The organism is Streptomyces sp. NPDC016677 (assembly GCF_055562815.1).
This window is the reverse complement of record NZ_JBVHEO010000020.1, coordinates 91,639-103,590: the sequence shown is the minus strand read 5'-3', so window position 1 is coordinate 103,590 and position 11,952 is coordinate 91,639. Positions and strand designations below refer to the sequence as shown.

The 11,952-nt window shown below is 72.2% G+C and carries 12 protein-coding genes; 6 read left to right on the top strand and 6 right to left on the bottom strand.

The window, feature by feature from the left end; genetic code table 11:
* Positions 1-57: 57 nt before the first annotated feature.
* The gene (locus tag ACZ3IG_RS33345; protein WP_467436790.1) at positions 58-474 is read right to left on the bottom strand and encodes a Rieske (2Fe-2S) protein; all 417 of its coding nucleotides are present in this window, start codon (positions 472-474) and stop codon (positions 58-60) included.
* A gap of 241 nt (positions 475-715) precedes the next feature.
* Here ACZ3IG_RS33345 and aroH point away from each other — a divergent pair, with 241 nt between their 5' ends.
* The 5 genes from aroH (at position 716) to der (ending at position 5,179) form a co-directional block, all read left to right on the top strand.
* Positions 716-1,078 carry a chorismate mutase gene (gene aroH, locus ACZ3IG_RS33340; RefSeq protein ID WP_467436789.1) on the top strand — a complete coding sequence of 121 codons (363 nt, stop codon included), beginning with the start codon at positions 716-718 and terminating at the stop codon, positions 1,076-1,078.
* Positions 1,075-2,160 (top strand): prephenate dehydrogenase, encoded by a 1,086-nt coding sequence (locus tag ACZ3IG_RS33335; protein ID WP_467436788.1) that lies wholly within the window; start codon positions 1,075-1,077, stop codon positions 2,158-2,160. Before aroH ends, ACZ3IG_RS33335 begins: the two co-directional genes overlap by 4 nt.
* 127 nt (positions 2,161-2,287) lie before the next feature.
* The gene (gene cmk / locus ACZ3IG_RS33330; protein ID WP_467436787.1) at positions 2,288-2,983 is read left to right on the top strand and encodes a (d)CMP kinase; all 696 of its coding nucleotides are present in this window, start codon (positions 2,288-2,290) and stop codon (positions 2,981-2,983) included.
* 53 nt (positions 2,984-3,036) lie between these two features.
* Entirely contained in the window at positions 3,037-3,624 is a 588-nt protein-coding gene (locus ACZ3IG_RS33325) for a lysophospholipid acyltransferase family protein (protein WP_467436827.1), read from the top strand.
* Between the two features lie 76 nt (positions 3,625-3,700).
* Positions 3,701-5,179 (top strand): ribosome biogenesis GTPase Der, encoded by a 1,479-nt coding sequence (gene der, locus ACZ3IG_RS33320; protein WP_467436786.1) that lies wholly within the window; start codon positions 3,701-3,703, stop codon positions 5,177-5,179.
* Positions 5,180-5,258: 79 nt separating this feature from the next.
* Here the strand turns inward: der and ACZ3IG_RS33315 are convergent, their stop codons facing one another.
* From ACZ3IG_RS33315 to ctaD, 3 genes are all read right to left on the bottom strand, one after another.
* Positions 5,259-5,522, bottom strand: a complete 264-nt coding sequence (locus ACZ3IG_RS33315) for a hypothetical protein (protein ID WP_215169958.1) — start codon at positions 5,520-5,522, stop codon at positions 5,259-5,261.
* 202 nt (positions 5,523-5,724) lie between these two features.
* Complete coding sequence (locus ACZ3IG_RS33310; protein WP_467436785.1) at positions 5,725-6,516, bottom strand: hypothetical protein; 792 nt, start codon at positions 6,514-6,516, stop codon at positions 5,725-5,727.
* A 336-nt stretch (positions 6,517-6,852) separates the two neighbouring features.
* Positions 6,853-8,544, bottom strand: coding sequence for an aa3-type cytochrome oxidase subunit I (ctaD, locus tag ACZ3IG_RS33305; protein WP_467436783.1), 1,692 nt, complete (start codon positions 8,542-8,544; stop codon positions 6,853-6,855).
* A gap of 489 nt (positions 8,545-9,033) precedes the next feature.
* On the opposite strand from ctaD, the gene ACZ3IG_RS33300 reads away from it, so the two are divergent.
* Positions 9,034-9,249, top strand: a complete 216-nt coding sequence (locus ACZ3IG_RS33300) for an I78 family peptidase inhibitor (RefSeq protein WP_467436782.1) — start codon at positions 9,034-9,036, stop codon at positions 9,247-9,249.
* A gap of 69 nt (positions 9,250-9,318) precedes the next feature.
* Here ACZ3IG_RS33300 and ACZ3IG_RS33295 read toward each other — a convergent pair whose 3' ends face one another.
* Both ACZ3IG_RS33295 and ACZ3IG_RS33290 read right to left on the bottom strand, forming a co-directional pair.
* The gene (locus tag ACZ3IG_RS33295; protein WP_467436781.1) at positions 9,319-10,323 is read right to left on the bottom strand and encodes a phosphatase PAP2 family protein; all 1,005 of its coding nucleotides are present in this window, start codon (positions 10,321-10,323) and stop codon (positions 9,319-9,321) included.
* 241 nt (positions 10,324-10,564) lie between these two features.
* A complete protein-coding gene (locus ACZ3IG_RS33290) occupies positions 10,565-11,755 on the bottom strand; it encodes a hypothetical protein (protein WP_467436826.1) in 1,191 nt (396 codons plus the stop codon).
* Between the last annotated feature and the right edge of the window lie 197 nt (positions 11,756-11,952).

Sequence of the window (11,952 nt, the reverse complement as noted above, 5' to 3'; positions counted from 1 at the left end):
GGGGCGTGGGCGAGTCACGCCCGGGAGCGCGGGCGGGCCATCACGTCAGGCGGGCCATCACGTCAGGCGGACGGAGTCTCCCTCCACCGTGATCCGCTCGGCGGGCAGCGGCTCGGTGGCCGGGCCCTGCCGCACCGCGCCGTCGGTGATGGCGAACCTGCTGTTGTGACAGGCACAGTTGATGGTGCCGCCGGACACGTCCGCCACCACACAGCCCTGGTGGGTGCAGACCGCGGAGAACGCCTTGAAGTCGCCCTCCTCCGGCTGGGTCACCACCACCTTCCGCTCCTTGAAGACCTTGCCGCCGCCGACCGGGATGTCGCCGGTCCGCGCCAGCTCCGCCGCCGGGGACTCGCTCGCGGACGAGGAGCCGCCGTCGTCGTCCCCGCCGCCGCAGGCCGCCGTGGTGAACGCCGTCGCGCCCGTCGCGACCGTCGTGAGGAGAACCGTGCGGCGCGTCGCGCTGTGGGTCATGTCGTCACTCCGAGAAAGGGGGGAGGGGAGAGGGGAAGAGGGGGAGGGGACGAGCATGGCACCGAAGCGGGCGAAGAGGAAGCAACCCGGATGAGTACGGCAAAACGCGCCCCGGTCGTGCGCGGGGCGCCGCCGTCTCAGTGGCCGGGCGCGCGCTCCCGCTCCGCACGCGCTGGCTAGGCTGGACGGATCAGAGTCGGTACACAGATCAGCGATACGCGGATCAGCGAGGAGCAATGCCGTGGCGGTACGAGCGGTCCGGGGCGCCGTCCAGCTGGAGCGGGACGAGGCCGGTCACATGGACGAGCAGGTGTCCGCGCTGCTCACCGCGGTGCTGGAACGCAACGGCCTGACCGGGGACGACCTGATCAGCATCTGGTTCACGGCCACCCCCGACCTGCACAGCGACTTCCCGGCCGCCGCGGCCCGCAAGCTCGGCATCACCGACGTACCGCTGATCTGCGCCCAGGAGCTGGACATCGAGGGCGCCATGCCCCGCGTCGTCCGCATCCTCGCGCACATCGAGTCCGACCGGCCGCGCGCCGAGATCGCGCACGTCTACCTCGGTGCCGCGGCGGCCCTGCGCAAGGACATCGCCCAGTGAGGTCCGCACTCGTCATCGGCACCGGCCTGATCGGCACCTCCGCCGCCCTCGCCCTGACCCGGCGGGGCGTCGTCGTCCACCTAGCCGACCACGACCCCCAGCAGGCCCGTACGGCGGCGGCGCTCGGCGCCGGCACCGACGAGGCCCCGGACGGGCCGGTCGACCTCGCGGTCGTCGCCGCCCCGCCCGCCCATGTGGCCGGGGTGCTCGCCGACGTGCTGCGGCGGGGCCGGGCGCGCGGCTGCATCGACGTGGCCAGCGTCAAGGGCGGCCCGCGCCGCGAACTGGAGGCGCTCGGCCTGGACCTCACGTCCTACCTCGGCACCCACCCCATGTCCGGCCGGGAGAAGTCCGGTCCGCTGGCCGCCACCGCCGACCTCTTCGAGGGCCGCCCCTGGGTGCTCACTCCCACCCGGGACACCGACACCGAGGTGCTGAACCTCGCCCTGGAGCTGGTCTCGTTCTGCGGCGCCGTACCGGTGGTGATGGACGCCGACGCCCACGACCGTGCCGTCGCCCTCGTCTCCCACATGCCCCACCTGGTCTCCGGCCTGGTCGCCGCCCGCCTGGAGCACGCCGACGAGGCCGCCGTACGGCTGTGCGGGCAGGGCATCCGCGACGTGACCCGGATCGCCGCCTCCGACCCGGCGATGTGGATCGACATCCTCTCCGCCAACCCCGGCCCGGTCGCCGACGTGCTCGGCGACGTCGCGGGCGACCTGGAGAAGACGGTACGGGCGCTGCGCGCGCTGCAGTCCGCCGACCAGGACAAGCGCCGCGAGGGCGCCGCCGGCGTCGAGGAGGTGCTGCGCCGGGGCAACGCGGGCCAGGTCCGGGTCCCCGGCAAGCACGGCAGCGCCCCCCGGGTCTACGAGACCGTCGCCGTCCACATCGACGACCAGCCGGGCCAGCTCGCCCGCATCTTCGCGGACGCGGGACAGGCGGGCGTCAACATCGAGGACGTACGGATCGAACACGCCACCGGGCAGCAGGCCGGCCTGGTGCAGCTGATGGTGGAGCCGCAGGCGGCCACCGTGCTGACGGCCGCGTTGCGGGAGCGGGGCTGGGCGATCCGGCAGTGACCGCCGCCCGGCCCCCGAGGAGGCCGGTCCGAGGCGCGGTGGCGAGCCAGTAACCTGGTGCGGGGGGCGCGCGTGCCCCCGCAACCCCAGTCACCCCCACCCCACCGCACCAGGAAGGTGTCCCCTCGTGGAAAACGGCGCCGCCCCGACCGACCCGGCCGTGATTGTCGCCATCGACGGCCCCTCCGGCACGGGCAAGTCGAGCACGTCGAAGGCCGTCGCCGCGCAGCTCGGCCTCAGCTACCTGGACACCGGCGCCCAGTACCGGGCGATCACCTGGTGGATGGTGACCAACGGCATCGACACCGACGACCCGCGGGCCGTCGCGGCGGCGGCCGAGAAGCCCGAGATCCTCTCCGGCACCGACCCGGGGAACCCCACCATCACCGTCGACGGCGTGGACGTGGCCGGCCCGATCCGCACCCAGAAGGTCACCTCCAAGGTCAGCGCGGTCAGCGCGGTCCCGGAGATCCGGACCCGGATCACCGAGCTGCAGCGGGCGATCGCCGGCGCCGCGGTGACCGGCATCGTGGTCGAGGGCCGGGACATCGGCACCACCGTGCTGCCGGACGCCGACCTCAAGATCTTCCTCACCGCCTCCGCCGAGGCCCGCGCCGCCCGCCGCAGCGGCGAGCTGAAGGACGCCGACGTCAAGGCGACCCAGGAGGCGCTGATCAAGCGGGACGCGGCCGACGCCGGCCGGAAGACGTCCCCGCTCGCCAAGGCCGGCGACGCCGTGGAGGTCGACACCACCGACCTCACCCTCCAGCAGGTCATCGAGTGTGTCGTCACCCTCGTCGAGGAGAAGCGGGCGGCCAAGTGACACAGCCCTCCGAGCGGGGTGCCGAGGTCGGGCGGCGCATCGGCGTCGGCCTGATGTACGGGCTGTTCCGGCCCCGGGTGCTCGGCGCCTGGAAGGTGCCCGCCGCCGGCCCCGTGATCTTCGCCGTCAACCACGCGCACAACCTAGACGGCCCGATGGTCATGGGCGTCGCGCCCCGGCCGACGCACTTCCTGATCAAGAAGGAGGCGTTCGTCGGCCCGCTGGACCGCTTCCTGACCGGCATCGGCCAGCTGAAGGTGGACCGCTCCGGCGCCGACCGTACGGCGATCACCCGGGCGCTGGACGTGCTCGCGGCCGGCGGCGCCCTCGGGATCTTCCCGGAGGGCACCCGGGGCGAGGGCGACTTCGCCGCGCTGCGCGCGGGGCTCGCGTACTTCGCGGTCCGCGGCGGGGCGCCGATCGTGCCGGTGGCCGTGCTGGGAAGTTCCGACCGGCCAGGACGGTTGATAAAGGCGCTGCCCCCGCTGCGCTCCCGCGTGGACGTCGTCTTCGGCGACCCCTTCGAGGCGGGCGACGGCAGCGGGCGGCGCACCCGCAAGGCGCTGGACGAGGCGACCGAGCGCATCCAGAAGCAGCTCACCGCGCACCTGGAAAACGCCAGGCGCCTCACCGGGCGCTAGGTAACACTTGAGTAGTGGATCACCCGGGACAGACAGGGTGGCCACCGATCACCACGATGAACGAGGTACGGACTTCATGAACGACGACATCCACTCCGAGGGCTCGGGCGAGGAGCACGACCACGGGGCGCTTGGCGACGCCGAGTACGCGCAGTTCATGGAGCTCGCCGCGGAAGAGGGCTTCGACGTCGAGGACGTCGAGGGCGCGATCGAGGCGGCCGGGCACGGCCCGCTGCCCGTCCTCGCCGTCGTCGGCCGCCCCAATGTCGGCAAGTCGACCCTGGTCAACCGGATCATCGGCCGCCGCGAGGCGGTCGTCGAGGACAAGCCCGGCGTCACCCGCGACCGCGTCACCTACGAGGCCGAATGGGCCGGCCGCCGCTTCAAGGTCGTCGACACCGGCGGCTGGGAGCAGGACGTCCTCGGCATCGACGCCTCCGTCGCCGCGCAGGCCGAGTACGCCATCGAGGCGGCCGACGCGGTCGTCTTCGTGGTGGACGCCAAGGTCGGCGCCACCGACACCGACGAGGCGGTCGTACGGCTGCTGCGCAAGGCCGGCAAGCCGGTCGTGCTGTGCGCCAACAAGGTGGACGGCCCGAGCGGCGAGGCCGACGCGTCCTACCTGTGGTCCCTGGGCCTCGGCGAGCCGCACCCGGTCTCCGCGCTGCACGGCCGCGGCACCGGCGACATGCTGGACCAGGTCCTGGAGGCCCTGCCCGAGGCCCCGGCGCAGACCTTCGGCACCGCGGTCGGCGGCCCGCGCCGCATCGCCCTGATCGGCCGCCCGAACGTCGGCAAGTCCTCGCTGCTGAACAAGGTGGCGGGCGAGGAGCGCGTCGTCGTCAACGAGCTGGCCGGCACCACCCGCGACCCGGTCGACGAGCTGATCGAACTGGGCGGCGTGACCTGGAAGTTCGTCGACACCGCCGGTATCCGCAAGCGGGTCCACCTCCAGCAGGGCGCCGACTACTACGCCTCGCTGCGCACCGCCGCCGCCGTGGAGAAGGCGGAGGTCGCCGTCATCCTGCTGGACGCGTCCGAGAACATCTCGGTGCAGGACCAGCGGATCGTCACCATGGCCGTGGAGGCGGGCCGCGCGGTGGTCCTCGCCTTCAACAAGTGGGACACCCTCGACGAGGAGCGCCGCTACTACCTGGAGCGGGAGATCGAGACGGAGCTGGGCCAGGTCGCCTGGGCCCCGCGGGTCAACGTCTCGGCGCGCACCGGACGGCACATGGAGAAGCTGGTCCCCGCGATCGAGACGGCCCTGGCGGGCTGGGAGACCCGGGTGCCGACCGGCCGGCTCAACGCCTTCCTGGGCGAGCTGGTCGCCGCCCACCCGCACCCGGTGCGGGGCGGCAAGCAGCCGCGCATCCTGTTCGGCACGCAGGCGGGCACCAAGCCGCCGCGGTTCGTGCTGTTCGCGTCCGGGTTCATCGAGGCGGGCTACCGCCGGTTCATCGAGCGCCGGCTGCGCGAGGAGTTCAGCTTCGAGGGGACGCCGATCCATATCTCGGTGCGGGTGCGCGAGAAGCGCGGCGCGAAGAAGAAGTAGGCGCGGTGAGGTGACCGCGACGGCAGTGTGAAGGGGGCGGACCCGGTCACCGGGTCCGCCCCCTTCACACTGCCCGCCGTCAGACGCCTCTGCGCGGGGCCGGCGGCAAGGCGGCCGGGACGTGGTGCATACCGAACCGGGCACTGTGGGCCCCCGCGCTGTAGGCGCTGTACGAGCCCCTGCCCCGCTGGATGTACCGGAAGGAGACGAACCCCAGATGCTCCTCGCCGCTGCGGTCGCCCGGCAGCGCGCGGAAGGACCTCACGTACTCGGCGTAGAGCGCGTCGTAGATCGGCGTGGCCGAGGGGCCGCCTTGGCGGTGGAAGGCGTCGTATGTGTGCACATTCGTGCAAACGACCCCGCGGCCGAAGAGATGCGGCTGAGCAGTGCGTCTTCGGGGCACGGGGCCGTGACGGCGGGGTGGTGGGGCGGTGGGGGTGACGGCCCGGCGTGCGGAGCGAAGGCGGGCGGGCGTGAGGACGGGGGAGGGGTGGGCGTGGGGACGTGGGAGCGGGAGCGGCTGGTACGGGGGCGCGGGGGCGCGCTCAGGTGCCGGCCAGCGGCAGCGCCGCCGCGACCAGCCGTCCGCCCGCCGCGGCCTTGTCCAGCGCGTCCCGCAGCAGGTCCTCGCGCGGCTGGCGTCCGATCGAGCCGACCGGGGCGGCGAACATCAGGACCTGCTGGTGCTTGTTGGCGGCGGTGCGCCAGCCCTCGGTCACCTGGAGCGGCTGGTGCGCCTGCCACCAGGCCACCGGCCGTCCGTCGCCCGCCCCCGGCTGGAGCACCGCGTGCAGCTGGCCCACGGCGAGCAGCACGGACCAGCCGTGCAGCACGGGCGGTACGGCGGCCAGCTCGGTGACCGGCATGAACCCCTGCTCGATCAGCAGCGGCAGGAACTCGTCGCCGGGACCGGTCGTGCCGGGCCGTACGACGGGCGCGGTCGGCTCCACGACCAGGGCCGGGTGCAGTTCCCCGGCGATCAGGACCAGCCCGCTGGTCACGCCGAGCACCGCCTGCTCGGGCGCGGCCTTCTCGGGCTCCGGGGCACCGCCGAGCGGGCCGCCGCCGCTGATGGCCTTCACGGCCCCCTGGAGCTGCTCCTCGGTCACCTTGACGACCTGCGAGGGCAGACAGCCGGCGTGGGCGAAGGCCAGGACGGCGGTCTCCTCCCCGATGAACAGGACGGTGCTGGTGCGCTCCTGCTCGCAGTCGCCCGGGGTGCGGCAGGACGTGCAGTCGTAACTGCCCGGGGCGGTCTCTCCGGCGAGCAGGCGGTCGGCTTCTTCGTCGCCGATCTCGGCGCGTACCTCGTCGCTGACGTCGAGCATGCGCGGCACGGGTGGCTCCCTCGGGATGCGATGCGTGGCAAAGCCGGGGGTGCCCCCGGCCCGTGGTCCGGGTGGGTCCCCGGCTCATGCAGAAGACAACGGGCGATCTGTCGCGGGAGTCACGCCCGGCGGCACAGGGAATCGACCGTCCGACGCGGACCGTCGCCTGCCGGACGGAATCCGGCAACTCTCGTCAACTCCCGTATGTATCAAGGGAGTCGACAAGGTGAGAGGGGCCGCGAGTCACCTCAGTGACTGGTCGATAAATCAGGAAATCAGCGAATGAAGCGGGTGCCGGAAATCGTCGGTGCCCGAGGTGGTGTCGAACGAGTGTGCGTGGCGGTGTCAGGACGACCCGGAACCGGCCTGGTGCCGCTTCGGCTCGGGCTGCGGGGCCTGTCCCGCGTACGCCGGATGGTGCAGGTCGAAGGCCGGCGACTCCGAGCGGATGCGGGGCAGCGCGTGGAAGTTGTGCCGGGGCGGCGGGCACGAGGTCGCCCACTCCAGGGAGCGGCCGAAGCCCCAGGGGTCGTCGACGTCGACCTTCCGGCCGTACTTCGCGGTCTTCCAGACGTTGTAGAGGAACGGCAGCGTGGAGACGCCGAGCAGGAACGCGCCGATGGTGGAGAGCGTGTTCAGCGCGGTGAAGCCGTCGGCGGCGAGGTAGTCGGCGTACCGGCGGGGCATGCCCTCGGCGCCCAGCCAGTGCTGCACCAGGAAGGTGAGGTGGAAGCCGGTGAACAGCGTCCAGAAATGGATCTTGCCGAGCCGCTCGTCGAGCATCTTCCCGGTGAACTTGGGCCACCAGAACGAGAAGCCGGCGAAGGTCGCGAAGACGACGGTGCCGAAGACGACGTAGTGGAAGTGGGCGACGACGAAGTAGGTGTCGCTGACGTGGAAGTCCAGCGGCGGGGAGGCGAGGATCACGCCGGTCAGGCCGCCGAACAGGAACGACACCAGGAAGCCGGTCGCCCACAGCATCGGCGTCTCGAAGGAGAGCGAGCCCTTGAGCATGGTGCCGGTCCAGTTGAAGAACTTCACCCCCGTCGGCACCGCGATCAGGAAGCTCAGGAAGGAGAAGAACGGCAGCAGCACCGCGCCCGTCACGAACATGTGGTGCGCCCACACCACCACCGACAGACCAGTGATCGCCATCGTCGCGGCCACCAGCGTCAGATAGCCGAACAGCGGCTTGCGGGCGAAGACCGGGATGATCTCGCTGATGATCCCGAAGAACGGCAGCGCGATGATGTACACCTCGGGGTGCCCGAAGAACCAGAACAGGTGCTGCCACAGCAGCGCGCCGCCGTTGTCCGCGGCGAACACCTGGCTGCCGAACCGCCGGTCCGCCTCCAGGACCAGCAGTGCCGCCGCGAGCACCGGGAAGGCCAGCAGGATCAGGATCGACGTGAACAGGGTGTTCCAGACGAAGATCGGCATCCGGAACATCGTCATGCCCGGGGCGCGCATCCCGATGATCGTGGTGAGGAAGTTGACCGCGCCGAGGATCGTCCCGAACCCCGACAGCGCCAGCCCCATGATCCACAGGTCGGCGCCGACGCCGGGGGAGTGCACCTGGCTGTTGAGCGGCGCGTAGGCGAACCAGCCGAAGGCGGCCGGGCCGCCCGGCACCAGCAGCGAGCCGAGCACGATCAGGCCGCCGAAGAGGAAGAGCCAGTACGAGAGCATGTTCAGCCGCGGGAAGGCGACGTCGGGGGCGCCGATCTGGAGCGGCATCAGCTCATTGGCGAAGCCCGCGAAGCTCGGGGTCGCGAACAGCAGCAGCATGATCGTGCCGTGCATCGTGAAGAGCTGGTTGAACTGCTGGTTGTCGACGAGCTGGAGCCCCGGCCGGGCCAGCTCGGCCCGCATCATCAGGGCCATGACACCAGCGATCAGGAAGAACGCGAACGACGTGATCAGGTAGAGGTGGCCGATCTTCTTGTGGTCGGTGGTGGTCAGCCAGTCCACCACCACCCGGCCCCGCCGCCCGGCGCGCACCGGCTTCGCCGCGGCCCCTACGGTCTGCGTACCCATCCGCCCGCCCCTCCGTCGTCGTCGCCTCCGGCCCCGCCGGTCCCTCCTGTGCGCCCACGCCATGATGCTCGCGCCGCCCGCCCGCCGACAGGGGGCGTACGACGGTGACGCGCTCCGTGTCCGGACCGCACCGTGCCCGCCCCTGCCCGCCCGTGGCGGTCCGTGTCCGGACCGGGTTGCCCGGCGATTCATGAGCATGCCGAGAACGCCGCCCGTGGCCGGAATGCGAGAGGGTGCCCGGGGGTTTTTGTCCGGCCCTTTTCGTGCGGTTATTCGAAGAGTCGGGACGGTGCGCGGGCGGACTCGCGGGAATTCCCCGCACAAGCTCCGCACAGGCCCTGGGCGGCCGTATGGAACCGCTCGTCCGGGTGACGCAGTTCGGCCAAAACGCAGAGCGTGATCTGTGACAGAAGTGTGACGGGAGGCGGGTCGCGGACCGGTTACCGATCCGGGCTTCCCCGGCCGGGAACCAGGGCATAGCGTGGCCCCATGGCACCGATTCCGTCACCTTCGGGCGAACCCCAGGACAGTCCGGACGCATACCTCGGCCTCGGCCAGGACGCGGCCGAGGAGCGTGCGCGGGAACGGGGATGGACGTCCGTGCGGTCCCTGCCGCCCGGCGCGATCATCACCATGGAGTACCGCGCGGGCCGGCTCAACTTCGAGGTGCGCGAGGGCCGCGTCGCACGGGCCTGGAAGGGCTGAGAAACGAGAAACGGCGTCGGCCCCGGTCTCCCACAAGGGGCCGGGGCCGACGGGTGCGTACCGGGACGGTCAGCCGCCCGAGACGGGGCGGGCGGGCGAGGCCGTGCCCCGTGGGTGGCGGTCGGAGTGCGGCGGGCGGCGACTGCCGGCCGGGGTGACCGGTGAGCGCTCCGCACGGGTGCTGTGCGGGCCCGGGGCCAGGTAGACCGGCGTCCGGGAGGAACGGGCCGTGGCGACCGGCTCGCGGGCCGGGGCGTCCTGGTCGGCGGCGGCCGGGGTGAGCACCGCGGGCGAGGCCGCGACGGCCGTCCGCCCGGGCCGGGCCGCCCAGCGGTCCCGCAGGCCGAGGATCAAGGACTCGGCACGGGCGATCAGCGGTTCGAACCAGGGCAGCGCCAGCAGGATCAGCAGCCCCGCGACCCAGCCGAGGATCACATCGCTCAGCCAGTGCGTACCGAGGTACACGGTGGACAGCCCGACGCCCAGCGAGGTGACCGCGGACAGGGCGGACAGCCAGCGGCGGGCCCGGGGCGTGGAGGCCAGATAGGCCAGGATGCCCCAGGTCACCACGGCGTTGGCGGTGTGACCGCTCGGAAATATATCGCCGCCGGCCCACATCTCGTTGGCGCCGACCGTGGTCGCGTAGTGCGGTCCGAGCCGCCCCATGCCGTACTTGGCGGCGCCCACCGTCACGTTCAGCAGCAGCAGCGAGACGCCCAGCGCGAGCAGCGGACGCAGCGTGTGCTGCCGCCAGGAGCGCCAGCCGAGCCAGGCGGCGACCATCACGGCGGTGGGGCCGCGCTGGCCCAGCACCACGTAGTAGTCGACGAACGCGTGGATCTCCGACCACTGCTGGTACGGCCGGAAGAACATGACCTGCCAGTCGAGCCGGACCAGCCAGGAGGTGATCACCACGGCCCACACGATCGCGACGTAGAACGCGAGCGATCCGACGAGCAACGCGATTCTGTGCCGGCTCATCTTCGGCACGTCGAGATGGACCGGCCGTTCCGGCTCCCGGTCCAGTCTCGCGAACACCCGGTCCAGACGGGTGAGGTTCCGTTCGGTACGCACCCAATCGACGTTACAGCGAGTGAGCTCGCATCTCCGACGAATCAACGGCTTTGTGATGACGATGTGATGTGGGATTCCTCTCAGGGGCCGGTCCTAATTCCCTGGATTCGGCGGACCATGCCGATCGTGGCCTTCATTTCTTTTGATCATTCCAGGTGGCGGTTTTATCGTGCTTATGAATTCGTTCACCGAATGCTGGGGTGGAATTCTCCCGGTGCTCACCGAGGGTGTTCGCGGTGGGTCACGGAGGACCGGAGCCGTTCAGCCAGAACGCCCCGTACAGCGCCGACGCCACGGCGGTCCCCGCCACCACCGCCGCCGACCTGGCGGGGCGCGCCCGGGCGAGGGCCGCGGCGAGCGGCAGCAGCAGCGGGAAGGCGGGCAGCAGCAGCCGCGGCTTCGAGCCGAAATAGCCCGAGGCGCACAGGGCCAGTGCGGTGACGATCCCCGTGTACACCAGCAGCGGCAGCGGCAGGCGCCGCCGTACGCCGGTGACGTACAGCCACACCACCAGGGCGACGCCGAGGACCAGCCCGGCGCCCGCCAGGGCCGACGGGAACGACGTGAACTTCTCGGCGGTGAAGCGGGCGAAGGCCCAGCCGCCGTCGAAGCCGTTGCGCCAGCCCGCCTGGACCTCCAGGTAGCCGAACGGACCGTCGCCGGTGCGGTGGCCGACCCACAGGACGTACCCGGCGGCGCCCAGGGGTGCGAGCAGCATCCCGAACGCACACCGCGCGCCCTCTCCGGGGGCGTGCGCGGACGCGGGAGCGCCGTGCGCGGCGTCCGGGCCACGGGTTCGCACGAATGCCGCAACGCCGGCCGCCCACACCGCCGCCGCGACCGCGAGCCCCACCGGACGCGTCAGCCCGGCCGCCAGCGCCAGCGTGCCCGCCGTCACCCACCGGCCGGCGCGCACCGCGTACAGCGACCAGGCGGCCAGCGCCGTGAACAGCGACTCGCTGTACGCCATCGACTGCACGATCCCGACCGGCAGCACCGCCCACAGCAGCACCAGGCAGATCCCCGCGCGGCGGCCGTACACCTGGTCACCGACCGCGAAGATCCCCCAGGCCGCCGCGAGGGAGGCGAGCAGGCTCACGGCGAAACCGGCGTCCGCGTGCGACAGCGGCGACACCGCCGCGCCGAGCCGCTCCAGCCAGGGGAGCAGCGGGAAGAAGGCCAGGTCGGAGTGGACGTCACCGTTCGGCAGCCGCACCTCGTGGCCGTAACCGCCCGCGGCCACCCCGGAGTACCACAGGGAGTCCCAGCGGGCGGTCAGCAGCGTGTACGCGCTCTTGTCGCGCGCGGCGCTCCACAGGGCCAGGGCGATGAGGCCCAGGGCGCGCACGGCCGCGAAGCCGAGGAGCGCCGGGGCGGCCCGGCGCAGGGCACCCGGCCGGCCCGGCGCCGCGCGCGTCTTGAGATCGGTCACGGTCACGGGCTCGATTATCGGCACGGGTCGGGGACCGCCGGGCGGGCGGTACGGGCGGTACGGGCGCTACGGGCGGTCGGTGCCGACGGTACCGGTGGGAGCAGTGGTGCACGCCACACCTGTGACCAGGATCGGTGAGAGCTGTGCCACGCGAGGCGCGCGTGGACTCGCGTACTCTGACGAGCCACTCGCCGTCG

Excerpts from the sequence above, each read along its gene's own strand:
- ACZ3IG_RS33300 (WP_467436782.1), top strand. The coding sequence starts at position 9,034 with ATGGCACCGATTCCGTCACCTTCGGGCGAACCCCAGGACAGTCCGGAC.
- ACZ3IG_RS33325 (WP_467436827.1), top strand. The coding sequence starts at position 3,037 with ATGTACGGGCTGTTCCGGCCCCGGGTGCTCGGCGCCTGGAAGGTGCCC.
- ACZ3IG_RS33345 (WP_467436790.1), bottom strand. The coding sequence starts at position 474 with ATGACCCACAGCGCGACGCGCCGCACGGTTCTCCTCACGACGGTCGCG.
- ctaD (WP_467436783.1), bottom strand. The coding sequence starts at position 8,544 with ATGGGTACGCAGACCGTAGGGGCCGCGGCGAAGCCGGTGCGCGCCGGG.
- der (WP_467436786.1), top strand. The coding sequence starts at position 3,701 with ATGAACGACGACATCCACTCCGAGGGCTCGGGCGAGGAGCACGACCAC.